The following is a 26,298-nucleotide window of genomic DNA, read 5'->3' on the forward strand; positions in this document are numbered from 1 at the left end:
AGGGGACGAACATGGCTCAAGCGTACCGATACAGCATTATTATTCCCATGTATAACGAGGAAGCGGTGATCGAGGAGACTTATCGGCGTCTGAAGAAGGTCATGGGCAGCACAGGAGAGAGCTATGAACTGTTGTTTATCAATGATGGCAGCGTGGATCGAAGTGCACAGATGATCCGTGATTACGCACGTTGGGACGAGAGTGTGAAGCTGATTGATTTTGCTCGTAACTTCGGACATCAGATTGCGATAACAGCGGGTATGGATTACGCAGTGGGGGATGCGGTGGTTATTATTGATGCGGATCTGCAGGACCCTCCCGAACTGATACTGGATATGATCGCCAAATGGAAAGAGGGTTATGAAGTCGTATATGCCCGTCGCACCAGACGAAGTGGAGAAACTCGCTTCAAGAAATGGTCGGCAAGTCTGTTCTATCGTGTACTTCGTGCCTCAACGGATACGGATATCCCAGTGGACACCGGAGATTTTCGCCTGATTGACCGCAAAGTATGTGATGAGATGAAACGTCTTCCGGAGAAAAACCGATTTGTGCGCGGGTTGGTCAGTTGGGTTGGATTTCGTCAGACGGCTATTGAATATGAACGTGATGAACGTCTGGCAGGCGAAACAAAATATCCGCTAAAACGCATGCTGAAGCTGAGCCTGGACGGCATTACTTCATTTTCGTATAAACCGCTCAAACTTGCAGGTTATGTAGGTGCGATCCTGTCGGTTGGCGGATTCATCTATATGTTAACGGTTATTGTTTCGGCCATATTTACGGATTCAACAATTAAGGGATGGCCATCCATTGTGAGTATCATGCTGATGTTTAATGGATTCATCCTGATCATGCTGGGTATTCTGGGCGAGTACGTTGGCCGAATCTATGATGAGACCAAGGCACGTCCACTATACATCGTAAGAGATGTGGTTCAGGCCGAGAGTCAGCAAGCGCAATCCCGATTGACAGCCCGAGTTGCTCATCATGACTAAGCGTCTGGTAACAATCTTCAAGTTTGGTATTGTAGGTGTTGCGAATACGGTAGTGGATGCGTTGGTGTTTGCTTTACTCGCAGTGGTCGGTGTGCCGGTTCTGATTGCCCAGGTAATCTCGTACAGCTGCGGTGTTGCGAACAGTTATTGGCTGAATGGTAGGTGGACTTTTCGAAATGCGGCACGAGGGGGTAACGCTAGAGCGAAACTTATTCGTTTTCTAATCACCAATCTCGTCGTTCTCGCGTTATCTGCCCTCATTCTGATGACTTTGCACGATATGTTGGGTTGGAGTCTCGTGATGAGCAAGATCCTGGCGACATTGATGGGAATGGTCCTGAACTATATGGCTAGTAGATATTGGGTGTTTCGTATAGCAACTTAGCTGCGCGCAGTATGAAATATTAGTTATACGAAGCATATGAAAGGAGTGTGTGATGAAATGCGAATTAAAAAAGCAGTTATTCCGGCAGCGGGTCTCGGAACTCGGTTCCTGCCAGCGACCAAAGCACAGCCCAAAGAGATGTTACCGATTGTAGACAAACCAGCTATCCAATACATTGTTGAAGAAGCAGTGCAATCAGGCATTGAGAATATCCTCATTGTGACCGGACGCAACAAAAAATCCATAGAGGATCATTTTGATAAATCAGTTGAACTTGAACATTCGTTATACGCCAAGGGCAAACAGTCTTTGTTGGAAGAGGTGCAAGCGATCAGCGAGATGGCCAATATTCATTTTATTCGTCAAAAAGAACCGCTGGGTCTGGGGCATGCCATTGGGTGTGCACGGCAGTTTGTAGGAGATGATGCCTTCGCAGTACTGCTCGGTGATGACATTATGGTGTCTGATCCGCCTGCACTTGCGCAGATGGTTCATCTCTATGAAAAGACAGGTAATCAGATTATAGGTGTCCGTCAGGTAGACACGGCAAATGTGAGCAAATATGGCATCATTGATTCCAACGGTGCAGAGGACCGGGTTCATCGAGTCACTAATTTGGTTGAAAAACCTTCCCTTGCAGAAGCCCCATCCCGAACAGCTGTAATGGGACGATACATTCTGAAACCTTCCATTTTTCCAATCCTTGATCAGATTGAGAGAGGGGCTGGAGGGGAATATCAGTTAACGGATGCCCTGAAAGTAGTGAGTCAAGTGGAGGAACTGTTGGCCCTTGAACTGGAGGGACGTCGCTACGATATTGGCGATCAATTCGGATATATTCAGGCGATCTTGGAGATCGGATTGATGCGCAAGGAATTACAGCCCATGCTGACACCCTATCTTCAAAAGCTTGCAACCCAGTGGGCATAGAAATTAATTTGTAGCAGAGGTTCATATCTGTTGGTACAAGAGAGCCTCTCCTTCGTACATGGTTCTTTCTTAGAATCCGGCATTGTACAATGTTTCCAGTAACGCTACAATGAGCAAGAAGTTCAAGTTGCTCTTTGAGGAGTGAGGAATCATGAATGAGACTATCATCAGGGACCTTATTAAGTATATGGACGTGGAGGACAACGCCGCCATTCAGTACATTCAGACTGAGCATCGGATGAAATTGGGACTCTTTTGGGGAATCAAGGAAGGAAGCCGTGTTCTGGAAATCGGGTGTGGTCAGGGAGATACAACGGCCGTGCTTGCACATCTGGTGGGGGAGCATGGGTACGTTCATGGTGTAGATATTGCTCCAGAGAATTATGGTTCACCGCTGACCGTAGGCGAAGCGGCAGCCAAGTTGCGGAGTTCTCCGCTGGGTGATCGAATTCGAATGGATTATGATTTTGACATTTTAAGCGATCAAGCCCAATTTGCCGAGAATGAGTATGATGTGATCGTACTTTCCCATTGTTCCTGGTACTTGAAATCGTTTGACGAACTCGCCCGGATTCTTAGCAAGGTCCGGACTTGGGGACATCAGTTATGTTTTGCCGAATGGGATGCACGCGTTACAGATGTGAGCCAGCTCTCGCACTGGTTATCTGTTCTCATTCAGTCCCAGGTTGAATGTTACAAGGAGAACAGCTTCTCCAATGTGCGTACGCTTTTTACACCGGAGGATATACAAGAACTTGTCACTTCGGCAGGCTGGACGATCAAGGAAGAGGCTTCAATCCATTCTCCTGAGCTGCAAGACGGTCGGTGGGAAACTGAAATGACACTGGCAGAAGCACCTGTGGAACTAAAACTGCTTCCGATCCCGGAAAAGGTAAAAACTCTTCTTCTTTCCGAACTGAAATTACTTAGGACACATCATGCCTTGGGGCCTGGGAGTCCACTCGGAACGTATGCGTTGGTTGCCAACAAACAGTAAGGAAATAACGAATAAATTCCATGATCTAAAAAAATGTGTTTACTTCATCACGGTAATTTTGATATTATAATCGCAATATCAAATGCGACGAAGAGACGAGTAGATAAAAATCATTCTTTCAAAGAGAGCTCCGGTAGCTGAAAAGGAGTAAAGAATCTTTTATTGAATAAAGACTCAGAGCAGCACATCGGAACTTGGCATTAAGGGGATGGTGTGACAGGCGCTCCTGTTACAGAGCTAGAGTATGGATGGTCTACAGCTTGCAATATGGTTGTATACCTTTACTTGAAGAGGCGGATATGGTGACATATTGGCGAATCTGGGTGGTACCACGAGAGTTCAATCTCGTCCCTGAGACTATTGTCTTGGGGATGGGATTTTTTGGTTTTTTTCGGGGCTGTGACTACACGCTTTGAAATTGCCTGAATAGTGTTAATTAGGAAGTCCATTTCATAATACGTTTTTTGTGAGTTATGAAATGGATCAATGAGAAGAATCACTTAAACCGAAAGGAAATGATGATTGAATGTCAGCAAAATTGAAAGTTGGTATCGTCGGAGGAACGGGAATGGTAGGGCAGCGTTTTGTGGACCTGCTCGATCAACATCCATGGTTTGAAGTAACAGCTATTTCTGCAAGCGCCAATTCGGCAGGTAAAACATATGAAGAATCCGTACAAGGCAGATGGAAACTCGCAGTTCCTATTCCGGAAGCTGTGAAGAAAATCGTTGTTCAGGATGCTTCCCAGGTCGAAGCTTTTGCCAGCCAGGTTGATTTTATTTTCTGCGCGGTTGATATGAAAAAGAATGAGATTCAAGCGCTCGAAGAGGCTTATGCCAAAACAGGAACACCTGTCGTGTCCAACAACTCGGCTCACCGCTGGACAGCAGATGTACCTATGGTAATCCCTGAGATTAACCCGGGACATCTTGATGTGATTGAAGCTCAACGCAAACGTCTGGGTACCAAAACTGGATTCATTGCCGTAAAACCAAACTGCTCGATTCAGAGCTATGTGCCAGCACTGCACGCCTTGCGTGAGTTCAACCCGACTCAGGTTGTTGCTTCCACGTATCAAGCCATCTCCGGTGCAGGTAAAAACTTTACGGACTGGCCTGATATGCTCGATAATGTCATTCCATACATCGGTGGCGAGGAAGAGAAGAGTGAGCAGGAACCACTACGCATCTGGGGCAGCATCGAGAACAATCAGATCGTCAAAGCTTCTGCTCCATTAATTACGACTCAGTGTATTCGTGTGCCAGTAACGGATGGTCATCTGGCTACCGTGTTTGTAAACTTCGAGAAAAAACCAAGCAAAGACGAAATTCTGGAGCGTTGGTTGCAGTTCAAAGGTCGTCCGCAGGAACTGGCTCTGCCAAGTGCACCAAAACAATTCATTACGTATTTTGAAGAAGAGAACAGACCACAGACAAAACTGGATCGTGACATCGAACGCGGAATGGGTGTCTCCACCGGCCGACTGCGGGAAGATTCACTCTATGATTACAAATTCGTTGGATTGTCCCACAACACGCTCCGCGGAGCGGCAGGTGGGGCGGTTCTGATCGCTGAATTGCTTAAAGCTGAAGGATATATCCAGCCGAAATAAGCATCAAAGAATCATGAACAGCAACAGATTTCTGCAAAGAATGATTAGATGAAAACCATCACTTGTTGATGGTTTTTTTTGTGGGCTATATCGGAAAACGGAGTGGAGTCATGGAGTGGTATGAAATATGTAAAGTAAAAAACGCCGACAGGATTGTCAGCGTTATTTACTGCGCAGCTGCCGGGCACTGACTCGAAGCTTTGGTTTCAGGAAGAATACGACTCTTTAGCCGAGAAGCGGGACAGCTACCTTCTTCGTCGCGTTTGGTTTCCCAATTAATAGGATTGGTCATATCCGGGATGTGTTGCTCCAAAATGGCCTGATATTGACGTGCTTTCTCTTCCAAATGAGCAACACGGCTCTTGGCTTCTTCAAGCTGAATCAGCGCTGCTTCCTTGTACTCCATCATAAGTGCGAATCGTTGTGCAACGGTTGAATCTCCTTCAAGACAGAGATCGACGTATGTTTTAATGTTTTCAATCGGTAAGCCTGTCTGTTTAAGGCATTTGACGCCGTGCAGCCAGTTGATGGATTCCTCATCAAACACCCGAATGTTATTTTTATTGCGTTGAATGCTTGGAACCAAACCTTTATCCGTGTAAAAGCGTACCGCGTGCTCTGTGAGTCCCGTAAGCTGGGCAGCATCCTGAACCGTATACATATGTAATCCTCCTCGTAAAAAATATATTGGAGACCGCTTGACTTCGTGTAACACGAAGGAGCTAGGGTTATTGTAACGCAAGTCGGACGGAAGTGGAACAACTGCTTTTTTTGCTGAATTTCAGCAATACGTGAAGACTTGCGATTCACAATATGACCTTAGGAGGCGTTAATATGCAAACTGTAACTTTAAATAATGGAGTGAAAATGCCGATCATCGGCTTTGGTGTCTACCAGGTTCCTGATGTCGATGAATGCGAGAACACGGTATATGAAGCATTGAAGGCAGGTTACCGCTTAATTGATACGGCCGCCGGATACCTGAACGAAGAAGCAGTTGGACGCGCGATCAAGCGCAGTGGCATACCGCGGGAAGAACTGTTTATCACGACCAAGCTATGGATTCAGGATGCCGGATATGAAAGTACCAAGCTGGCGTTTGCCAAATCGCTAAGTAAGCTGCAGCTCGATTATCTGGATATGTACCTCATTCATATGCCTTTTGGTGACTACTACGGCGCTTGGCGTGCGATGGAAGAACTGTACCGCGAGGGCAAGATCAAGGCAATTGGCGTCAGCAACTTCCTGCCAGACCGTCTGATGGACCTTATTGTTCATAATGAAATTGTGCCTGCCATCAATCAGATCGAAACACATCCGTTTCAACAGCAGGTCGACAGTGCTGCTTTTATGAAAGAACAGGGCATACAACACCAGTCATGGTCACCGTTTGCGGAAGGTCGCAACAATTTATTTAGCAACGAAGTGCTGGCTTCCATTGCCGAGAGACATAACAAATCCATCGCCCAGGTTGTACTCCGCTGGCTTGTGCAACAAGACATCGTGATTATTCCCAAATCGGTACGCAAAGAGCGGCTTATTGAGAACTTTGATATTTTCAATTTTGTACTGAGTCCGGAAGAGATCGCAACCATTGCCACGCTGGATACCAAGGAAAGTCTATTCATGAAGATTGACGACCCTAAAGTTGCCCAGATGCTAGGTAAGATGAAAGTGGATTTGTAAAAACAGAAACGAATGACTAGATTTACGAAGCGGAGCAGTATCGTAGCGATATTAGTAATAAAAGCAATCCAATGCAAAACGCCGACAATCATGTCGGCGTTTTTTACATTCCAATATGTTGTTAAGCTGCAGATGTCTTATCTGACTTTTGCAGAAGCTGCGAGCGACGACCGAGCAGGTAACCTGTCAGGGAAGCGAGCATCTGTTGGAATACCATGCCGAGCACGATAGGGACGGCAACAGGTGGTGGAAAATACGATACAGCGAGTACTGCACCTGCGCTGATATTACGCATGCCTCCATTGAACACAAGAGCGACCTGGTCTGCCTCATTCCAGCCCAACAATCGAGCAATAAAGTAACTTAGTGCATAACCGAATGATGCCAGGAAAATAATGATGACCGCAAGACCAGCCAACTTCCAGTTGAAATCGGCCAAATAAGGGGCAACAACAGATCCGTTAATTGCAACGACAGACGCCATGAACAATTTGGATAATGGATTCAACCTTGGTCCCCAGACCGGGACAATGGCGCCTTTGGTCCACTCATTCAGCAACATACCGAGCAGGGATGGCACTACAATCATCCAGAATAGACTGCTCATCATGGCTGCTGTGTCCAGTGTGACGCTGGTTCCGATTAACAGGGATAACACCCCGGGCACTACGAAAGGAGCAAGCATTGTATCAATCAGGATGATGGAAAGCGTAAGTGCGATATTGCCCCGATAGATGCTGACCCAGATGAAGCTGCTTATTCCTGTCGGAATCACGGCTGCCAGAACAAGTCCTGTTATGGTGTACGCATCTGTAGGGAAAACCAGATGACCCATACCAAGAGCAATTAGAGGCATCGCCAAATGCAAAATAAACAGACATACAAACAAGGGGAACGGCTTCTTAAGCACGTTCACAAAATCCCGTATCCCAAGACTGATACTTCCAGCGAACGTCATGAACGCAAAAAGCCAAGGGGATAAAAAGGTATAAGAAGAAAGAAAACTCCCGCATAACACGCCAATAATAATACTGATTGGGGTAATCAGTGGCATGATGCGGTTCAAGCGTTGGTTCAAGGCTTGAAGCATAATCATGACATCCCTTTACCGTGTGATTTTACTATTATACATGTTAATAACGCTGGCTGCAGACCCATTTGCAATGCAGCAGTCTGAACAGGTATCATGGACTTGGAACAAGGATTCCGATTAGGAGAAGGGGAGATGATCATGTTTATAAGAAAAAGAAAGCACACATTAATGATGACAGGCCTTATTGCATCAAGTATTCTGCTGATTTCAGCCTGTTCTGTCGTGGAACAAGCCAATCAAAGTATAAATTATGTGAGTGGGGCTACTGATTATATAGAACAGGTATCAAACGCCGGGGCTGATCTGCAAGAGCTTGCATCGGGCGCGGTGAATAATCCGGAGATAACAACGCAGATTCAGGAGAAAATTGATCTGATCCAAGCAGAAGCAAGCGAATTTTCTCAGCTGGCTGCTCCTGCAATAGGAGAGAGCATTCATGAAAATCTGGTCAGCTACAATACGCAATTAACAGAAGTTGTGGACAATTTCGAGAATACAATTGCTGAGCAAGGTTTTACGGCAGAAAATTGGGAGAAGACAGGCATTCCTGAACTGATCACCAACATTAATAATTTAAAAGATCCGCTTAGCGGACTTCAGGGTGAATAAATTGAATTAATTTTCAATATGGAAGACAACACAGTTTGAAATTCTCATATTTTATAAGGGCGAGATATCGGAATGATTGAATTACCGTTATGCTCGCTTTTTTATTTTCCGAAAACGGATGCATATTTAATATCACAGGAGCTAGACTATATCATGTAAATAGGAGATGTATATGACATTTATCTCATATTTATGTGAAGATGATCTATGATTTGACAAGGTTGGGACAGAGGCGTATGATAAGCATATAAGTTAATAAAGTATAGTTACTTACTATAAGTTATAAAAATATTTTACCAAAGGAGAACTAAATCATGACGGAGCACAATGGAAAAGTAATCATTATTACAGGTGGAGCAAGTGGTATTGGTAAAGAGACAGCACTTCAACTTTCGGATCAAGGTGCGACTATTGTGGTCGCTGACTATAATGAAGACGGAGCGAAGAAGCTTGCGGCAGAGATTGAAGCAGCAGGCGGAACAGCGGGCGCGTACAAAGTGGATGTATCCAAAGGGGACGAGATCAAAGCCCTGATCGACTGGACCGTAGAGCAATATGGTACGTTAAGCGGTATTTTCAATAACGCAGGCATTGGACTTGTGAAGCCATTTCTGGAGATGGACCCGGAATCCTATCACAGAGTCATTGATGTAGATCAGCACAGTGTATACTACGGTATGTATTATGGCGCGAAAAAAATGGTTGAATTAAATGTACAAGGTACTATTGTAAATACAGCTTCGATCTATGGAAGTGTTGCTGCAGTAGGCAGCTTCAACTACAACGCAGCCAAGGCTGCTGTTGTTATGATGTCCAAATCCGGTGCATTGGAACTTGCTGAGCATGGAATTCGTGTAGTTGGTGTAGCACCTGGCTTTATCGAAACACCGATTCTGGGTGATGACCAAGCCATGAAGGATGCGCTTGCTACTCAACATATGCGTGGAGAGCTTATTCAACCGGAGAAAGTAGCCAGTGTGGTTACATTCCTGTTCAGTGATGCAGCAAGCGCAGTGAACGGTACAACCGTAGCCGTAGATGATGGATTCCTCAGCTTCAAAACCAAATAAGTACCCTTTTATAATCAAGGCAACTCATCTCAAAAAACAGAAAAAAACGGTGCAGAACGATTTATTCGTTTTGCACCGTTTTTGTATTTTCATTATAACGTAATCGTAGCATGTGAGATGGAAATAAGTTTGTCGAATCATCCCGAAATTTCAGAGATCGTGATACAATTAACAAGGCTATAGCTTTTTATCATTTTGTGGTGTCATATACAATTCGAACTCCGAGAGACCCATAACTCTCTTCTTTGTAATGACATTGAGAACAGGTTTTGGTCGAACATAACGCATCGTTATGAACTTGTAATTTTTCGTTGCACTGTGGACATTTATTTTCAAAAAGAGTCTTCAACACGTTAAACATGCTTAATCACTCATTTCGGATTAATTTACTTGGTTTTCATTATAACGGATAATATTCGCCTTGTATAGCACTTTTGAGTGGTATCGAAATGAGATTTATATTGCACGAAAGGAAGCGCATAACCGATGGATCTTCTGCTTTTTGTCATCATGTTTATACTGGGTCTGGTCGGTTCATTCTTCTCCGGTTTGTTGGGTATTGGTGGGGCCATTATCAATTATCCGCTGCTGTTATATGTTCCATCCTGGATGGGACTGGAGCCATTCTCAGCACATCAGGTATCTTCGATCAGTATGTTTCAAGTGTTTTTCGGTTCACTTGCAGGTGTGGTTGCATTCCGCAGAAAAGTAAAGACGGGTAGAAGTGGTGGGGCGATCGTTCACCGCGGTTTGGTGCTGTACATGGGCTCCAGCATTCTTGCTGGCAGTCTGATCGGCGGGTTCATATCCGGTCATCTGGACGGAAGGGTTATTAATCTGATCTATGGCATTCTGGCGATCATGGCGATTGTGCTTATGCTGATTCCCGGAAAAGGAAAGCTTGATACCTCAGCACCACTGGTGTTTAATCGATGGATTGCAGCAGGCACTGCTTTTGCAGTAGGCATTGTATCAGGAATTGTTGGTGCGGGTGGTGCCTTTATTCTTATTCCCATCATGCTGACGATTCTCAACATCCCCGTACGAACGACGATTGCTTCTTCACTGGCGATTGTATTTATCTCCGCTATTGGCGGCGTTATAGGGAAAATTACGGGTGGAGACATTCCGATGGAACCCATCATCTATACGGTGATCGGCAGTTTGCTCGGGGCATCCCTTGGTTCACGGGTTAGTTCGATGATCAATGTGAGGGTACTTCGATATGCATTAATCGTACTTATCGCCATCACAGCGGTCAAAGTCTGGTCATCCATTCTGTAAAATCACATATATGGGAATGAACAATGACGATTTCGTAACCAAACGGTTGGATCGCCGTATAAAGGTTATGAACATGAGCTGAAGCGTTGGATACACGATCAAATGAGTTCAGTTTTCGTCCATGGAGCACCTCATCTCCTTTCATGGATACATGTTTAACATTAATAGAATTTGAGGTATCCACCCTATGAATAACGTACTTACAGAACAGGCTGATGCAGGATATCGGCTAGCTGAGCAGAAAGCATCTCAGTATTTTACTTCTCTTAGGCAGCAACTTATGGATCATACGTATACGACAGCACTTACCCAAGATATTCATGTATGGCAAAAAAAACATATTCATCGTTTTGCCTGGCTTTCTCTGTTATCACCTAGCAAAAGAAAACCGGATCCCCGGGATGTCCATAGATATATCCACTGGCTGAATACGACTGGAAAGCTGGATGATTACCTGGATCGGAGTATCTCATATATTTATATGCGAGATCTGGGGCAAGCCCTTGATTCTCCGGATACGCAAGCCCGAATTCAGCACGTTGTCCAGAATACCAAAAAATACTTTATGGGCTCTGCCACTGGGCGCAGAGGACAGCCCGATTATATCAGTCTGGCTGCGTTGTACCGGTGGGGACAGAAGGAGCACATTGAAACGGCTGTCATCTGGGTGATGAACAAATTAAAGAATGTAGCATCCAACATTCCGAAGGAGCTGGATGCAGAGCAGGCGCAGCGGAAGCTTATCAAAATTATTCTCGGCGTGGTTCTTCATGTGGACGATGAGATGAACGAGCAGACCCCACCTGAGGAACGGGCCCGAAGATTTGATGCGGCGATCAGACTCGGTTATTCATACGGTTTGACGTATCCATTTGTGGATGACCTGCTGGATTCTCAAGCCTTGACTGTTCAGGAAAAAGAACAATATTCACTGATGATACGCGAAGCACTTCTTACCGGGGTTGTACCTGATCTGGGAGAGTGGAAAGGCAGTAACCTTGAAGTGATTGAATATGTGCATTCCGAGCTTCGGGAAGCATTTGAGTACATCAAGAACTATCAGCATCCAGAGAAACAGCGCACGTTTTTAGAGCAATCCTATGTGTTCTTTCAGTCCCAGGAGATCGATCGCAATAAGAAATTAGCCAATGCGAATTATACCAATGAAGAATTGTACATTCCGATTATTATCAAATCTTCGTCTTCCCGATTAATCGTCCGGTCTGTTCTCAGTGCACCAGTGGATGAAGGATTTGATCTGCGGACGTTCTATTACGGGATATATAATCAGTTGTCCGATGATTTTGCCGATATGTTTGACGATATGGAAGAAGGGGCAGTAACTCCGTATACGTACTATTTGAAGTATCGAGATTTGCGTCCCGACTTGATTAATCCATATGAATTGTATTGGGCAGTCATCTCTCATCTAATCCATGATGTATATAACTCGGACGCCAAGACCCGCGAGGTCATACTGGATCGTGCCATTAACGGTCTGAAGCGTTGTAAAGAACGGTTGGGGCAGCAGAAATATGATGAAGTGATGTCGATCTTTACCTCTGGGCAGCCTGAATTCAATCAACTGGTTCAACAGATGGTGCGAAAAGCAGATGACGTTGATTTCCTTGATAAATTGTTACGGGATCAGGTCGTGCTTCAATTGAAAAATGACAAGCAGGAGAAAGAGGAGTTCAAGCAGACCATTCGAACAGTTCGCGAACAGATTAATGTGGAGTTGCAGATTGCGAAGCCCGGTGGACTTCATGAGATGAAAGAAACGCTGATCGATGCAGCCAATTATAGCTTGCAGGGAGACGGAAAGAGGTTACGCCCTATATTAACCTGGGTTATGGGCGTGCGCGAGTATGGCCTACCCGAATCGTCTATTGTTCCGCTGCTACGATCGCTGGAGTACATGCATACCGCTTCCCTGATCTTTGATGATCTGCCTACGCAGGATAATGCTTCGACAAGACGTGGACGATCCACGCTGCATCAGGTACACAATAGCGCCACAGCAGAGCTTACGGGTCTGTTTCTCATTCAGAAGGCGATAGGAGAGCAATCCTCATTGGATCGTTTCGATGCGGCGACCGTGCTCAGACTCATTCAGTATTCGGCTGAAAAAGCAGAGGATATGTGTATGGGGCAGGCGATGGATCTGAACTCCAAAGGCAAGGCACTGACGCTTGAGCAGTTGAACATGATCTGTTTTTACAAAACAGGCATTGCCTTTGAAGCTGCCCTGGTCATGCCAGCGATACTTGCCCAAGTGAAGGAACCGGAGATGGCTACGCTGAAAAAGTTCGCTTATCATGCGGGGATCGCCTTCCAGATCAAGGATGACTTGCTGGATTTCGAGGGGAATCACCTCATACTTGGGAAACCCGCAGGTCAGGATGAGCGGAACAACAATTCAACCTTTGTATCCATTCTTGGTGATGAAGGCGCGAAGAAAGAGATGTGGGAGCATTATTGTCTTGCTACAGATGCATTGAACGAGATGCGAAAACCGATTTCATTTTTGAGACATTTATTGGATTATCTTGTTGGTCGTGAGCGCTAATCCATTTTTCTAGCGATTCATTATTGCATATGACTTATAATGATATATACTGACAAAGGTCAGGATTCCATATGAATGGATTCCAGGCCTTGTTTGAATTTGTAGACACAAAATTCTTAAAAATATTTGTTTCAACTCCTGAAATTTGGGGTATTAAGCAGATACTGTTGTTTTAAAACTGACTATATTTTATAGAACATCTTATATCAGTAAAAATTTAGTTTTCGACAAACTTTACATGGAGTCTATGCCAAAAGGAGAACTTACAATGCAGGTTCAAAAGGTCGATCATCATGAATTGTTCGAGCAGATCTATAACCAAGCACCTATTGGAATTGCACTCGTTGCTCCAACAGGACAATGGATGAAAGTGAATCCTGCTTTTTGCTGTTTGCTAGGTTATACAAGTGATGAATTAATGGATCTCACGTATCAGGATATTACACATCCGGATGATTCACCGCAAGATATGATCTGTAGTTACGAGTTATTTGAAGGTAAAATAAAAGAAAATCAATACGAAAAGCGTTACATCAATAAAAATGGTGACATCTTATGGACGTCATTGCATGTTACATTAGTTCGTAGCGAAATTACGGATGAACCTATTTACTTTATTTGCCATATTGTTGATATTACTGACCGCAAAATGTCTGAACAAAAGCTTCTGCATAGTGAAGAGATGTTCAAACTTATTACAGATCATGCTCAGGAGATCATCTATATTGCCGATCAGGAGGGTGTTTGTCGATTCTGCTCACCCTCCGTTCAAGGTTTACTGGGTTATTCGCCAGAACAAGTAATTGGCCAAAATAATGATGCATATTTTCATCCACAAGATCTGGAACGGATTTCACAGATGGACTTGACCAAGGGTAATCTGTTGAATACTAGGGTCCGTCATAAAGATGGGCATTATCTGTGGTTTGAAACCACATACAAGGTCTTTGGTGATGCTGAGCATGGAATGCAGATTTTTTCAATTGGACGAGATGTATCCGAACGAAAAAAACATAAAGACATCAGTGCAGAGGCTGAACGCATCGCCTTAATTGGCAGTTGGGAATGGGATATGGTCAATGACCAGATCGCTCTTTCAGATCAGATTTTTGAGATTCTTGAATTCGAACGTACACGAAAATCATATCGTGCAAGTGATATAGCTAATGTGATTAATCCCGCGGATAAAGCCTCCTTATACGAACAAATGGAATGGGTAAAACAAGGGAAAGCGCTAGATTTCGAGTACAAGCACATTAGCACGAATGGAAGTGAGAAGTATCTTCACTTACGCGGGTTAGTTACGCTCGATGAGAATGGTCAGCCAGTCCAGCTAAACGGAACACTACAGGATATTACTGAACGCAAACGTATCGAATTTAAATTGCAGGAATCTGTGGAGCGATACACTTCGCTTAAGAAATACAATCATGACGCCATTATCTCGTTTAACATGGATGGTAATATTATGAATGCGAATCCAGTAGCGGTGAAAATGACGGGCTGTCCCGTGGCTGAAATGATCGGCACAAGCATAAGCAGATTTATCGGAGCTGTTAATCTGGGTCTGATTCTGGGCAGTAATTATGAGATGGCTGAGAAGGAGATCAACGTTGTTCGGCACACGGATGGCTTTGAGACAGAAGTCTTGGCTACACTTGCTCCAATCATTGTTAATAAATCCAATGTCGGGTTTTACCTGATTGCGAAGGATATTACAGAGCAGAAAAAACTGCTTGTAGCCAAAGAGACAGCGGAGAGAATGAATAAGGCCAAAAGTGAATTTTTGGCGATGATGAGTCATGAAATCCGTACACCTATGAACGGTGTAATTGGGATGACGGATTTGCTCTTGGATACTCCTGGACTTAGCGGGGAACAAAAGGAATATATTGAAATCATTCAGAAGAGTGGAGATTCCTTGCTGGCCATCATTAATGATATTCTTGATTTTTCCAAAATCGAGTCAGGCAAAACTGATCTGGTCGAAGATCCTTTTGATTCCGTAGAAATCGTGACCGAGACGGTGCAAATCGTTAAACCACTGGCTCGTGAAAAGAAGCTGGATGTTCGTATGTGCGTAGAAGACGCTATTCCAACTCCAGTGTATGGTGATGCTTATCGTCTTAAACAGGTACTTACCAATATCATTGGCAACGCGGTCAAATTCACTTCAGAAGGCGGCGTGGAAGTTAAAGTGGGTGTTAAGGAGCAGCAGGGCAATACCGTGCAGCTTTATTTTCAGGTAAAGGATTCGGGCATTGGGATTCCCGCTGAGAGGAAACAACAATTATTTGAACCTTTCTACCAACTGGAGAATTTTATGACCCGCAAACCCCAAGGTACGGGTCTTGGCCTTGCCATTAGCAAGAAACTGGTAGAGCTTATGCATGGAAATATCTGGATTGAGGAGTCGGATGAACCGGGTACAATATTTATATTTACTGCCCAATTCAAATTAAATAACGGTGAAGAGAGCAACAGGTTAGATCAACAGCAGAAGAAGAGCAGAACTTCAGCCTTGCGAATATTAATCGCAGAAGACAATGAGGTGAATAAGCTCGTCCTTAGCAGAATTGTTGAGAAAAAAGGGCACTTCGTGGATCATGTGGTGGATGGTGTTGAGGCAGTCGAGGCGGTCAAACACAATTCATATGATATTGTCTTCATGGATGTGCATATGCCAAGGCTTAATGGATTTGAAGCGACAAAATTGATTAAAAATTCTTTGCCCCCCGAGAGTTGTCCATACATTATTGCGGTAACTGCAAATGCCGTAAGAGGAGACATGGAGAACTGTTTGAAGGCAGGCATGGATGCGTATGTCAGCAAACCGATTAAAATCGAGTCCATTATGCAGGTATTGGAGACCTATTACACCAAATATAATCTCTAAGTGCACTCAAAATGGATCGGCAATAGAGCCGTTAGCTTATCGTAAATAGGCTAGCGGCTTTTTTGCCGATCCATGATTTTGTTCAGCCCTGTATCTCGCAGTTGCGTCTGTGAACATATATCCCTAAGGATTTTTGATCCACAATTGGGAGATGTCCATATATCCGAATTCTGCTATCTGCATGCCGAAAATGCTCTGATCCAGTTCAGCCTGCTTGTTCATGTGACAGCCATGCAAGATCCAGCAGTGATCACGTAGCAAGGCTTCAGCTTCATCCAGGAGTGTTGTGCGGTCTGCCCGATGAAGCGTTGCGAAATGATCCAGTTTGTCATCCAGTTGAGACTGGAATACAGGGGACATACACATATGAAAATGATTGGACAGGTTTTTGAAAAAATGAATCATGCCGTACTGCCAATCTTCCTCCAGTATCTCTTCAGCCAAGATCAATTGGGCGTTCGTGGTTTCCTCTGAGTTGAAATAATCCACAACGGCGTGCATGCTGATGTTCATTCCGATGGACTGCGCACGACATTGGAACCACTCCGCAACGTCTGCGTCCTTATTATGCTTATACGATAAAGTTATCGTCTCACCCCGGTACCCACAGCTATGCAGCAATTCACGAGCATGGTCAAGAGAAACGGCTGTCCAGTCTTGGGCTGCACTTCTCCAGGGAAGGAAGCTGCTGGCTGGTGTGATCCGATTGCCACCGAGATCTCTGACAAGCGCGACCGGATCATAGACGATACGCAGGGCTTGTCGAAATAGGGGATGATGATGGATGCCTTCCTTGTGAAAATTAAACAGCATATACTGACAACCCAGCGCCGGATAATTGATGCTGTTGGTCTGTTCACAGCCTGTTGTGAGACTCAATCGATCAGTACCTGGTAGCTCATAATAGCGATCATTCGGACTCAGGTCAGTCACAAACCAGAAATGAACTTGATCCAGATGTGGCCGGATGCCGTAATAGGCATCAAATGCGGTAAGTTCCAACACATCTTCATTCAGCTCAGAGATCTGAAAAGGACCGGTACCTATTAAGGTATTGGCTACATTGTAATCGTAGGGCAGGATTGTCATTCGAATACAACTGAACAGATGCAAGAAGAACCGATTAGGACGACGAAGAACAAACTTGATACAGTAATCGCCAGCTACTTCCGCACGTTCGATATCCCGGTACAACCAGATGGACGGACTATTCACATCTATCAATCGTTGCAACGTCGCTTGGACATCCCGGGACGTCATGATACGTCCGTTGTGAAAACGTACACCTTTCCTGAGATAGAAGGTCCACAATCGATGGTCCTCACTACACTCCCACATATGAGCCAATGCTGGCCGGAATGATTCCATCTTGGCATTATAAGTGATCAACGTATTACAGACCTGGCTCAGCAGATAGGTTTCAAATGCAGTATAAACAAAGGCTGGGTCCAGATCACCTAACTGGCGAGACCTCATAATGCGCAGGATATCCTGACCTGAGGAAGTTTCCTCGTGGCTGTGAAATCCCATCTGTTGATGGAGGGAGAGCATGAGCTGTTCTCGCAGTGAATCATGCATCTGAATGGTTCCGATGAGTTCAATGGCATCTTTCATTTTGCCTTTAGCGAGAAGTTCGGTAAAACTGGCTTCCAGCGCATCATTCATGCTACGCAGTAACGTTAACTCCGAATGGTGCCCACGACCACGCCCGGGTTGCCAGTGGATGAAGCCTTGCTCCTCCAATTTTCTAATGATGAACTTCACATTACGAGGGGTGCAGCACAAGGCAGCGGACAGGCTATCAATTGTTACCGCTACAGGTTCATGGAGCTTGAACGAAAGTTGTTCGGCCCCGGCGAGCCTTATAAAGTGTGTATGTAGGGTATCCATGTGCATAACTCCTCTATTAAAGGTGAAAAGTGTGATCATATGTTTACACTTTTACTTCCCCCTTTTATCCTTACAATTATACATTAGTAGAAGTTGTTCAAAAAGTCCGCTTTTGATTACAAAAGATGCCTAAAGGCATCATCAGCATCGAAGATGGAATTCAGCCGAAATGTCCGTTGCTCACGTAGTTTTCCCTACGCTCCGCTACTCCATTTCTAGCTTAATCCCATCTTCTCGGTACTGAAAACCGAACTTTTTGAACACGAATTAGTAGAAGTTGTTCAAAAAGTCCGCTTAGGAAGCATCTAGAATGAATAGGAGAAGTTCGCATGAAGCAATATTTAAGGCAAATTCACCCCTTGGCATGGACCATCATTATCGGAACCATGTTTGGACGTCTTGTCACGTCAATGAGTATCCCGTTTCTATCCATCTATCTGACACGTGTACTAGAGGCTACACCGACCCAGACCGGTATTACTGTGGCCGTTAGCTCGCTGGCAGGTGTAATGGTCAGCTTTTATGGCGGTTATATTTCGGACCGGATCGGTCGCAAAATCGTGATGTTAATCTCGGTATTTAGCTGGGCAGGTGTTTTTTTCATTTTTTCAGCAGCAGAGCATCTATGGGTGTTCTTTGTTGCCAATACGTTAAACGGATTATGCCGCGCAGTATTTGAGCCCACCTCCAGAGCGCTGTTATCGGATATTACTTCTCCGGAGAACAAATTGCTGGTGTTTAACCTCAGATATGCTGCAATTAATCTCGGTGTAGTCTTTGGGCCAATTATCGGATTTCAGCTGGGATCATCTGAATCAACGTTTCCGTTTGTGATTTCCGGATTGGTATACATAGCCTATGGACTTGTATTATTTCTGCAATTCAAGTTACAGCATGCCAATCTGCCAGAGCGTCATCAGGCAACTGCACCACGTTTGCGTGAAGCACTTATGACCACCGGTCGCGACCGGGTATTTCTGCCGGTATTGATCGGTACCACATTCTGTGTTCTGGGCTACGGACACTTTAGTTCTACGTTGGCACAGTACTTGGCAAGGAGTCCGATCTTTGAGAATGGAAGCCAGATGTTCTCGTACATGCTTTCCCTGAATGCCGTGACGGTACTGATTATTCAGTATCCTCTTGTGCGAACATTCCGAAACTTTCCACCGCTGGTTCCTCTGATTGTAGGTAACCTGCTGGTCGCAACCAGTCTGATGATGGTCGGAATCGCTGAAGGTGTACTCATGATGATGATGAGTGTCATACTATTTACCATTGGGGAAGTGCTGTTGTTCACCATGATGGATATGCTCATTGACCGGATTGCGAAGCCGGAATGGAAAGGAACGTATTTCGGTACCATCGGCTTCAATAATATCGGTAGTGTCATTGCTCCTGTCATGGGAGGGGTGTTGTTAAGTCAATTTGGAGCGGAGAATGGGCTCGCTGTCTTTCTACCGATTGCGCTGACGACTGCTCTGGGAGTACCTTTTCTTCTGATCGCACATAGACGTCTTGTTGTTAGAGAGAAGCAAACAGAGTCCACATCATTGAGTATGTAGCAGGAATTGAAAGATTAATGCCATGAATTAAATAACAATTCAGTTAAAATTATCTTGACGGATGTTAGTCCAGCGAATACAATAAACAACAAATATGTGAAACGGGTGGGATGATGATTATGTTTATGCCTATACAGATTTCGAATCGATAACTGAATACGCATGAGCATAGTGACATTAATCCAATTTTTTTGCAATGATCGCGTTGGGACAGTCATGTTTGTGCACCTCTGTCGTGGACGCTCATCATTATTGCGATGCAGAGGAGATACGGGAAATGCTTTGCATTTCATTCGATCTCTTTTGGCTACAAGCTGTAGATGAACATTAGTTCATCTATGGCTTTTTTGCATGCATTTCACCCAATTTGTTCACATGGAAAGGAGCGTTTGGAGCGTTATTTTATAAAAAACTAACTTGTTAAAAAGGAGAATGTACAATGGTCAACATAGGTTCTACATATCAATTATGGGCGGGAAATACCGATTTTAATGTCTTTATGTATGACTCATCCTAGTGATCGCAAATTTGCTATCGTTAAGATCATCAATAAATATGAATAGGCAAGAACAATTAAATAAACCGATAAAGAGGTGGGACCTGTGCCCAAAACAGAGAAAGGCTCCATGTCATGGCTGCTGCGTTATCTGAAACCCGTTAAAGGACGGCTGGCCTTACTTTTAATCATGTTGCTCACATCAACGGGGCTTCAGCTTTTGAATCCACAGATTATTAAACGATTTATTGATACAGCAGCAAGTGGGGGAGTCCTCACCAATCTTGTTCAGCTTGCAGGAATATTTCTGGTTGTAGCCGTGTTTAATCAACTCATTACGGTAGCGGTCAGTTATTTGGGGAACGACGTGGCCTGGCGGGCCACGAATCAACTGCGCGGAGATCTGCTGAAGCACTGCCTGCGTCTTGATATGCGTTTTCATAATGTGAAAACACCTGGAGAGATGATTGAACGTGTGGATGGTGACGTAACGAGCATCTCCAATTTTTTCGCGATGTTCATTGTGCAAGTGATCGGGAGTTTTGTGCTGCTGGCCGGAATTCTCGGATTCATGTTCAGTGTCAATGTGCCCATTGCTTTGGTGATGACCGTGTTCACATTATTATCGATCCTGTTCATGGTCTTCATCCGAAATCTGGGCGTGGACTCTTCCAAAAATGAACGGGCGGCAAGTGCCTCTCTGTTCGGATTAATTGAAGAACGCATCGCCGGGATTGAAGATGTGCAAGCGAATGGTCATGTGCCGTATGTGATGAACCGCTTTTACCGCACGATGCGCACGGTATTCCGTAAGGGGAGAAAAGCCTGGCTGCTACGGGTTATTCCGTGGAATACCACAGTGGTTCTGTTCGCTCTGGCGGTCACTGCGGTGCTTTTGCTGGGTGTGCATTATTATATGGAAGGTCTAATTAGTATCGGAACGTTATTTCTGATCTACCAATATACGCAGATGCTGAATGATCCGATTGAGATGCTTGGAGATCAGGTGCAGGAGTTCCAAAAAGCAAAATCAGGCATGCTGCGCTCCAGAGAGCTGTTGTCCATGCAGAGTGTGATTGAAGAAGGGATAGAGGAGCAATTGCCTGAAGGACCGCTTGGATTGGAATTCAGTCAGGTACACTTCAGTTATAACCAGGATAAACCGGTATTGCAGGACATTACTTTTGCTATTAAGCCTGGTGAACGTCTGGGAATCATTGGTCGCACAGGTAGCGGCAAATCGAGTCTTAGTCGTGTTCTTCTCCGGCTGTACAATCTGGATCGGGGTACGATCCGCGTAGGTGGAACGGATATCACAAAGCTTTCGTTACAAGCGCTTTATCGCCGCGTTGGTATGGTAACACAGGATGTGCAGTTGTTTGATGGCACGCTGCGTGACAATCTTACCCTCTTCAATGGGGATGTAACAGATCATATGATCAAGGAAACGACGGATCGCCTTGGGCTTAGCCAATGGATTAATTCACAACCAGAAGGACTCGATACGTATCTGGCAGCAGGTGGAGCTTCATTGTCGGCAGGGGAAGCACAGTTATTTGCCTTAACCCGCGTATTCCTGACCGAACCAAGTCTGGTTATTCTGGATGAGCCTTCGTCACGTCTGGATGCTGCGACTGAAAGCATGCTGCAATCTGCAATTGACCAGTTAATGAAACAATCCACCGGAGTTATTATTGCTCACCGATTAGCTACACTCGAGAAAGTGGACCGGATTATGGTGCTCGGGGATGGGAAGGTACTGGAATTTGGAGCGAGAGAAGAACTTGCTAGTAACCCGGCATCTCATTATGCCAGACTGCTCATTACAGGCCGAGAGGAGGAATTGGCATGACTGTAGCAGGATTTATAGGCCGTTTGTTTCGATTCAGGCCTTTGTTATTTGTAATCAACGGATTGTTATGGTGTATATTTCACTCCTTGCCGCTAGCCATTGGTATTGGAATGCAATGGTTTTTTGATCGCACAACAGTGGGGTCAAATGACTACATGTGGCTTGTTGTGCCGCTTATCTTTATTGCTTTGGTCCGAATGGCACGGGTGGGTACATTTTTTGTAGCCTTCTATGCATGGGTTACGTATCTGTATCATGTTCAGGCGATTTTGCGAACCAACATGCTCGCAGCGATCATGCGCTGGCCTGGGCGTAATCTTCCGGCTTCACCAGGGGAGGCGATGAGTCGCTTTCGGGATGATGTCGATGAAGTCGTCGAGTATGTAGAATCATGGGTGGACTTCTGGGGACGACTTGTATTCGCTATTGTGTCCATCGTCATTATGGCGAACATTAATTGGCAGATCACGTTGGTTGCAGTGCTGCCATTGGTGGTCGTGACCTTACTTAACAACCTGTCCGGAAATCGGGCTCGAAAGTATGCACAGGTTAATCGCGAAGCGACTGGGCGAATTACCAGTTTTATTGCGGAAACGTTTGGAGCAGTGCAAGCCCTGAAACTGGGTCAGGCCGAAGAGAATGTCTCTTCACGTTTTAACCAGTTGAATGAGGATCGTCGTCAGGCTGCACTCCGGGACAATCTGTTTAAGCAGTGGATGAGATCGATGAATCAGCATGTTCTAAGTATCTGTACCGGATTGATTCTACTGATGTGTGCAGCTGAGATGAAAGCAGGGAACTTTACCGTAGGTGATTTTGCCTTATTCACGAGTTATCTGGCCAATATCGGATTTAGCATTTCACTGTTTGGTTATATGGTATTTCAGCACAAAAGGCTCAAAGTATCCTATGATCGTATGCGTAAGCTATTCCGCCCAGGAGAAGAAGACCAGATCATGGATTCGAGGGAAATCTATCTGTATGAAGATCCGCCGGAGCTTGTAAGTGAACAGAGGGACCCTAAGGAGAAGTTGCAATCTCTTGAGGTGAATAAGCTGACTTATCAATATCCGAATTCTGCAAATGGCATAGAAGAGATCAGTTTCCGTCTGAAACGCGGACAATTTCTTGTTATTACGGGACGGATCGGGTCAGGTAAATCAACACTTGTACGCACACTTCTTGGACTGTTACCCAAGCAAAAAGGGGACATTCACTGGAATGGAGCAGCTGTTGATCCAGCCACGTTCCTGATGCCGCCTAGAGCAGCGTATACCCCGCAAGTGCCAAGACTGTTTAGTGATACGTTGAAAGAAAATATCGTCCAGGGCAAACAGGGTAACACCGAGCAAGCCCTTGAAAAAGCCATTCGTCTGGCTGTGATGGAGAAGGATATCAAACATCTGGATCAGGGGCTTGAGACTCCAGTTGGTCCCAGAGGGGTGATGCTGTCAGGCGGGCAGATTCAGCGCGCGGCCACAGGACGCATGTTAATGACGGAGGCGGACCTGTTTATCTTTGATGACCTGTCCAGTGCACTGGATGTGGAGACAGAACAACAAGTATGGGAAGGGCTGTTCCAAGAGCCGGATGTCACTTGCATCGCAGTTTCTCACCGCAGGGCAGCACTTTCCAAAGCAGATCACATTATCGTGATGAAAGATGGACGTATTGAAGCCGAGGGAAGTTTGGCCGAATTGCTTGCCACCAATGAAGAGATGCAGTTACTGTGGCAAGGGGAGCAAACCCCAGCCAAAGTCGGATAGCTTTAAAAATTTAGAAAAGATAATAACAAAGCAAAAAAGCCTTACAGACGACTCCTTGGTAGAGTACAGTCTGTAAGGCTTTTATCGTTATAACGAGTGGAAATATGGAATATTTTTATCTCATCATTTGAGCAATCAGGGAATACGCAATGATAACCAGGAAGATAATAGTGATATGGTTAATGGAGAAGATAAACATCCGTTTGGACCATTTTTCTGTTTCTTTCTTATCAAAGGTAGCCACACTAAGAATGAGCCAGGCCAAGCTGACCAGAAATGCCACAATAGCGACAAATGGGCTCATCGGCCAGAATAAAAAGCTGGAGATCAGTAACAGTACCAGATACACATTTGTCTGAATGTATGTCCGTCTGATGCCTTTAACAACGGGTAGCATGGGAACACCAGCAGCTTTGTATTCGTCAAAACGACGAATCGCAATCCCGTAGAAGTGAGGCATTTGCCATAAGAGCATCGTAACAACCAATGCCCAGATCTCGAAATGACCCAGTTCCGGTGAAATGGCTGCCCAACCGATGAGTGGGGGCACAGCACCCGAAAGACTTCCCACTTCCGTGTTGTAGATCGTTGTACGTTTGGTCCACATCGTGTAAGGGAACACGTAAAGCAACAGACCCAAAATACCAAATACAGCAGCGGATGGGGAAGCGATGTACAACATGATGCCCCCGATGATGGTGATGGCAATACCGAGAATCAGACCCGACTTGGTATCTACGCGACCCGTAACGGTAGGGCGTTTCTTCGTACGTTCCATGATCGCATCGATATCACGATCATACAAGTTGTTAAACACCCCTGCAGCTCCAATAATGAGAGAAGACCCAATAAAGGAAAGGATGATTGGTACAATATTAGCTAAGATTGAAGCATCAAATACATATAAAGCCAAACTTAAACCCGCAAACATGGCGATCAGGTTGGACTTGATGATTCCGATTTTGATCGTATCGAAGAATACTTTCGGAATCGAGCTATACTCCAGGCTGATATTGGTCTGTGAACCATTATTCAATGTTTTCAAGAACTCACTTCCTATATCTATACTTGTATATTATGTCGCTATTATACCATTCAATACACTATGTGATTTAATTAACGTTTTAGTATTTAAAATAATGTCATTTGATTGTGAACAATTTAAAAACAAGGTTGTTTTTAATTGTTAAATAATTATTTCTGTGTTACAGGAGAGAATCCAAAAATCCGGGTATAACAGTGATTTAAAGTTTGTTCTGTCATTGTAGTGTAAGTGTAAATAATCTTTTATTCAACTGACACAGACTGGATTGAAGAAGGTAGTTAAAGATATATGTTGCAAAATGGTTAGGTTTTGTTTATTGTAGATATAAGATATCTTTAATAGACTTTTTTTGGTGTGTTCTTGCAAATCTCCGATATTACTTTCTTAAGAGAGAGCGGAGGTTATTTTTAAAACTTAATTAGAGATATTAAATGTCTGGAAAGGGTGAGTAATATGAGTAATATGAATCAACTCTTGGATGTACTTATTATTGGTGGAGGACCAGCGGGGCTTAATGCAGCCCTAGTACTCGGCAGGGCCCGTAAGAACGTTGTGGTCATCGATGATGAGACACCGCGAAACTGGGTAACAAGGGAGTCGCATGGGTTTGTGACAAGAGATGGGGCTAGTCCACGTGAATTCCGCAAAGCAGCCAAAGAACAGATTGCAGCGTATCCCTCAGTTCAATTTGCATCCGATACGGCAACAGCGATAACAGGTAACGATGGTGATTTTGTAATCAAGACTACTCAGGGGGCAAGTTATCGCACGAGAAAGATTTTGTTTGCGGTAGGTAAGAAAGACCTTCCTTTGGATATTAACGGATTAACAGAGGTTTACGGTAAAAGTGCGTTTGTGTGTCCATATTGTGATGGATGGGAGTTAAGAGACCAATCGCTGGTCATCATCGTTAGTGGAGATAAGGCATTACATATGGCAAAAGTCATATCCGGCTGGACAACACAATATACGATCTGTACGAATGGATCAGATTCCTTAACCGATGAGCAGCGTGAAGAGCTGAAGCGGCATAATGTTACTGTATTCGATGCACCGATTCAATCCATTAACTCTGAAGAAGGGATGGTACAGCAAGTTGTACTAAATGACGGTATAGCGATTCCATGCACAGGAGTCTTCTTCCAACCAAAACTGTTTACCGGATCAGAACTGCCAAAGGCCATCGGTTGTGAAATTACAGAGTCGGGGACGGTTATCGTTGATGCTTCCGGCAAAACATCCGTAGCGGGTGTTTACAGTGCTGGTGATGCAGCATCCGAGATGTATCAGGCAATCACGGCTGCGTCTCTGGGGGCATTGTCTGCGGTAAGCATTAATAATGAATTGAATTTCGAGAAGTGGGATGAGCCAACTCATCGTTAGATTAAATTAATAAGCGTCATAGAATCATAGCGTCATTGGTTCATACAGTAGGGGATTGCATATGCAATCCTCTATTTGTTGTTATTCAACCTAAATGTTGAATAATTCAAATGAAAGTAATAAAGCCGGGAGAAATTTGATATTAAATCAATTATGGTTTATCATTTTATCA

At 44.6% G+C, this 26,298-nt stretch carries 19 protein-coding genes and 1 other annotated feature; of the genes, 15 read left to right on the forward strand and 4 right to left on the reverse strand.

Annotated elements, in window-relative coordinates; translation table 11 throughout:
• Positions 1 to 11: 11 nt before the first annotated feature.
• The 5 genes from F0220_RS13660 to asd all read left to right on the forward strand — a co-directional run bounded on the left by F0220_RS13660 (position 12) and on the right by asd (position 4,922).
• Positions 12 to 998, forward strand: coding sequence for a glycosyltransferase family 2 protein (locus F0220_RS13660; RefSeq protein WP_149846585.1), 987 nt, complete (start codon positions 12 to 14; stop codon positions 996 to 998).
• Entirely contained in the window at positions 991 to 1,383 is a 393-nt protein-coding gene (locus F0220_RS13665; protein WP_149846586.1) for a GtrA family protein, read from the forward strand. The genes F0220_RS13660 and F0220_RS13665 overlap by 8 nt, the downstream gene beginning before the upstream one ends.
• A gap of 57 nt (positions 1,384 to 1,440) precedes the next feature.
• Positions 1,441 to 2,313 carry a UTP--glucose-1-phosphate uridylyltransferase GalU gene (galU, locus tag F0220_RS13670; protein WP_149846587.1) on the forward strand — a complete coding sequence of 291 codons (873 nt, stop codon included), beginning with the start codon at positions 1,441 to 1,443 and terminating at the stop codon, positions 2,311 to 2,313.
• A gap of 151 nt (positions 2,314 to 2,464) precedes the next feature.
• The gene (locus tag F0220_RS13675) at positions 2,465 to 3,310 is read left to right on the forward strand and encodes a class I SAM-dependent methyltransferase (protein ID WP_149846588.1); all 846 of its coding nucleotides are present in this window, start codon (positions 2,465 to 2,467) and stop codon (positions 3,308 to 3,310) included.
• Between the two features lie 78 nt (positions 3,311 to 3,388).
• Positions 3,389 to 3,666 (forward strand) — a binding site (T-box leader).
• Between the two features lie 170 nt (positions 3,667 to 3,836).
• Positions 3,837 to 4,922, forward strand: coding sequence for an aspartate-semialdehyde dehydrogenase (gene asd, locus F0220_RS13680; protein ID WP_074094892.1), 1,086 nt, complete (start codon positions 3,837 to 3,839; stop codon positions 4,920 to 4,922).
• 166 nt (positions 4,923 to 5,088) lie between these two features.
• Here asd and F0220_RS13685 read toward each other — a convergent pair whose 3' ends face one another.
• On the reverse strand, positions 5,089 to 5,583 hold the full coding sequence (locus F0220_RS13685; protein WP_149846589.1) for a MerR family transcriptional regulator: 495 nt from the start codon (positions 5,581 to 5,583) through the stop codon (positions 5,089 to 5,091).
• Positions 5,584 to 5,756: 173 nt separating this feature from the next.
• Between F0220_RS13685 and F0220_RS13690 the strand changes: the two genes are divergently transcribed.
• Positions 5,757 to 6,608: an aldo/keto reductase gene (locus F0220_RS13690; RefSeq protein ID WP_149846590.1), complete on the forward strand. Its 852-nt coding sequence runs from the start codon at positions 5,757 to 5,759 to the stop codon at positions 6,606 to 6,608.
• Between the two features lie 121 nt (positions 6,609 to 6,729).
• On the opposite strand, the gene F0220_RS13695 is transcribed toward F0220_RS13690, so the two are convergent.
• Positions 6,730 to 7,698, reverse strand: a complete 969-nt coding sequence (locus F0220_RS13695) for a bile acid:sodium symporter family protein (RefSeq protein WP_149846591.1) — start codon at positions 7,696 to 7,698, stop codon at positions 6,730 to 6,732.
• 141 nt (positions 7,699 to 7,839) lie between these two features.
• Between F0220_RS13695 and F0220_RS13700 the strand changes: the two genes are divergently transcribed.
• The 5 genes from F0220_RS13700 to F0220_RS13720 all read left to right on the forward strand — a co-directional run bounded on the left by F0220_RS13700 (position 7,840) and on the right by F0220_RS13720 (position 16,129).
• A complete protein-coding gene (locus F0220_RS13700; RefSeq protein ID WP_143786521.1) occupies positions 7,840 to 8,310 on the forward strand; it encodes a DUF6376 family protein in 471 nt (156 codons plus the stop codon).
• Between the two features lie 314 nt (positions 8,311 to 8,624).
• Positions 8,625 to 9,380: an SDR family NAD(P)-dependent oxidoreductase gene (locus F0220_RS13705; RefSeq protein ID WP_076211740.1), complete on the forward strand. Its 756-nt coding sequence runs from the start codon at positions 8,625 to 8,627 to the stop codon at positions 9,378 to 9,380.
• A gap of 486 nt (positions 9,381 to 9,866) precedes the next feature.
• Positions 9,867 to 10,664 (forward strand): sulfite exporter TauE/SafE family protein, encoded by a 798-nt coding sequence (locus tag F0220_RS13710; RefSeq protein WP_105598562.1) that lies wholly within the window; start codon positions 9,867 to 9,869, stop codon positions 10,662 to 10,664.
• A gap of 187 nt (positions 10,665 to 10,851) precedes the next feature.
• Positions 10,852 to 13,233 (forward strand): polyprenyl synthetase family protein, encoded by a 2,382-nt coding sequence (locus F0220_RS13715; protein ID WP_105598563.1) that lies wholly within the window; start codon positions 10,852 to 10,854, stop codon positions 13,231 to 13,233.
• A gap of 268 nt (positions 13,234 to 13,501) precedes the next feature.
• Positions 13,502 to 16,129, forward strand: coding sequence for a PAS domain S-box protein (locus F0220_RS13720; protein ID WP_181155389.1), 2,628 nt, complete (start codon positions 13,502 to 13,504; stop codon positions 16,127 to 16,129).
• Positions 16,130 to 16,252: 123 nt separating this feature from the next.
• Here the strand turns inward: F0220_RS13720 and F0220_RS13725 are convergent, their stop codons facing one another.
• Positions 16,253 to 18,019, reverse strand: coding sequence for an ABC transporter substrate-binding protein (locus tag F0220_RS13725; protein WP_149846592.1), 1,767 nt, complete (start codon positions 18,017 to 18,019; stop codon positions 16,253 to 16,255).
• A 329-nt stretch (positions 18,020 to 18,348) separates the two neighbouring features.
• Here F0220_RS13725 and F0220_RS13730 point away from each other — a divergent pair, with 329 nt between their 5' ends.
• The 3 genes from F0220_RS13730 to F0220_RS13740 all read left to right on the forward strand — a co-directional run bounded on the left by F0220_RS13730 (position 18,349) and on the right by F0220_RS13740 (position 23,698).
• Positions 18,349 to 19,584 carry an MDR family MFS transporter gene (locus F0220_RS13730; protein WP_105598566.1) on the forward strand — a complete coding sequence of 412 codons (1,236 nt, stop codon included), beginning with the start codon at positions 18,349 to 18,351 and terminating at the stop codon, positions 19,582 to 19,584.
• A 602-nt stretch (positions 19,585 to 20,186) separates the two neighbouring features.
• The gene (locus F0220_RS13735; RefSeq protein ID WP_091016650.1) at positions 20,187 to 21,932 is read left to right on the forward strand and encodes an ABC transporter ATP-binding protein; all 1,746 of its coding nucleotides are present in this window, start codon (positions 20,187 to 20,189) and stop codon (positions 21,930 to 21,932) included.
• Positions 21,929 to 23,698: an ABC transporter ATP-binding protein gene (locus tag F0220_RS13740; RefSeq protein ID WP_105598567.1), complete on the forward strand. Its 1,770-nt coding sequence runs from the start codon at positions 21,929 to 21,931 to the stop codon at positions 23,696 to 23,698. The genes F0220_RS13735 and F0220_RS13740 overlap by 4 nt, the downstream gene beginning before the upstream one ends.
• Before the next feature lie 115 nt (positions 23,699 to 23,813).
• Here the strand turns inward: F0220_RS13740 and cyoE are convergent, their stop codons facing one another.
• Positions 23,814 to 24,743 carry a heme o synthase gene (gene cyoE / locus F0220_RS13745; protein WP_036608378.1) on the reverse strand — a complete coding sequence of 310 codons (930 nt, stop codon included), beginning with the start codon at positions 24,741 to 24,743 and terminating at the stop codon, positions 23,814 to 23,816.
• 462 nt (positions 24,744 to 25,205) lie between these two features.
• On the opposite strand from cyoE, the gene F0220_RS13750 reads away from it, so the two are divergent.
• Complete coding sequence (locus F0220_RS13750) at positions 25,206 to 26,126, forward strand: NAD(P)/FAD-dependent oxidoreductase (RefSeq protein ID WP_105599127.1); 921 nt, start codon at positions 25,206 to 25,208, stop codon at positions 26,124 to 26,126.
• The last annotated feature ends 172 nt before the right edge of the window (positions 26,127 to 26,298 follow it).

The sequence above is a fragment of the Paenibacillus sp. 37 genome, from assembly GCF_008386395.1.
Lineage (GTDB): Bacteria > Bacillota > Bacilli > Paenibacillales > Paenibacillaceae > Paenibacillus > Paenibacillus amylolyticus_B.

Coding starts and splice junctions, on each gene's coding strand:
- F0220_RS13685 (WP_149846589.1), bottom strand. CDS start 5,583: ATGTATACGGTTCAGGATGCTGCCCAGCTTACGGGACTCACAGAGCAC.
- F0220_RS13730 (WP_105598566.1), top strand. CDS start 18,349: ATGAAGCAATATTTAAGGCAAATTCACCCCTTGGCATGGACCATCATT.
- F0220_RS13750 (WP_105599127.1), top strand. CDS start 25,206: ATGAATCAACTCTTGGATGTACTTATTATTGGTGGAGGACCAGCGGGG.
- F0220_RS13690 (WP_149846590.1), top strand. CDS start 5,757: ATGCAAACTGTAACTTTAAATAATGGAGTGAAAATGCCGATCATCGGC.
- galU (WP_149846587.1), top strand. CDS start 1,441: ATGCGAATTAAAAAAGCAGTTATTCCGGCAGCGGGTCTCGGAACTCGG.
- F0220_RS13675 (WP_149846588.1), top strand. CDS start 2,465: ATGAATGAGACTATCATCAGGGACCTTATTAAGTATATGGACGTGGAG.
- F0220_RS13715 (WP_105598563.1), top strand. CDS start 10,852: ATGAATAACGTACTTACAGAACAGGCTGATGCAGGATATCGGCTAGCT.
- F0220_RS13660 (WP_149846585.1), top strand. CDS start 12: ATGGCTCAAGCGTACCGATACAGCATTATTATTCCCATGTATAACGAG.
- asd (WP_074094892.1), top strand. CDS start 3,837: ATGTCAGCAAAATTGAAAGTTGGTATCGTCGGAGGAACGGGAATGGTA.
- F0220_RS13695 (WP_149846591.1), bottom strand. CDS start 7,698: ATGCTTCAAGCCTTGAACCAACGCTTGAACCGCATCATGCCACTGATT.
- F0220_RS13725 (WP_149846592.1), bottom strand. CDS start 18,019: ATGGATACCCTACATACACACTTTATAAGGCTCGCCGGGGCCGAACAA.
- F0220_RS13705 (WP_076211740.1), top strand. CDS start 8,625: ATGACGGAGCACAATGGAAAAGTAATCATTATTACAGGTGGAGCAAGT.
- F0220_RS13665 (WP_149846586.1), top strand. CDS start 991: ATGACTAAGCGTCTGGTAACAATCTTCAAGTTTGGTATTGTAGGTGTT.
- F0220_RS13740 (WP_105598567.1), top strand. CDS start 21,929: ATGACTGTAGCAGGATTTATAGGCCGTTTGTTTCGATTCAGGCCTTTG.
- F0220_RS13710 (WP_105598562.1), top strand. CDS start 9,867: ATGGATCTTCTGCTTTTTGTCATCATGTTTATACTGGGTCTGGTCGGT.
- F0220_RS13720 (WP_181155389.1), top strand. CDS start 13,502: ATGCAGGTTCAAAAGGTCGATCATCATGAATTGTTCGAGCAGATCTAT.
- F0220_RS13700 (WP_143786521.1), top strand. CDS start 7,840: ATGTTTATAAGAAAAAGAAAGCACACATTAATGATGACAGGCCTTATT.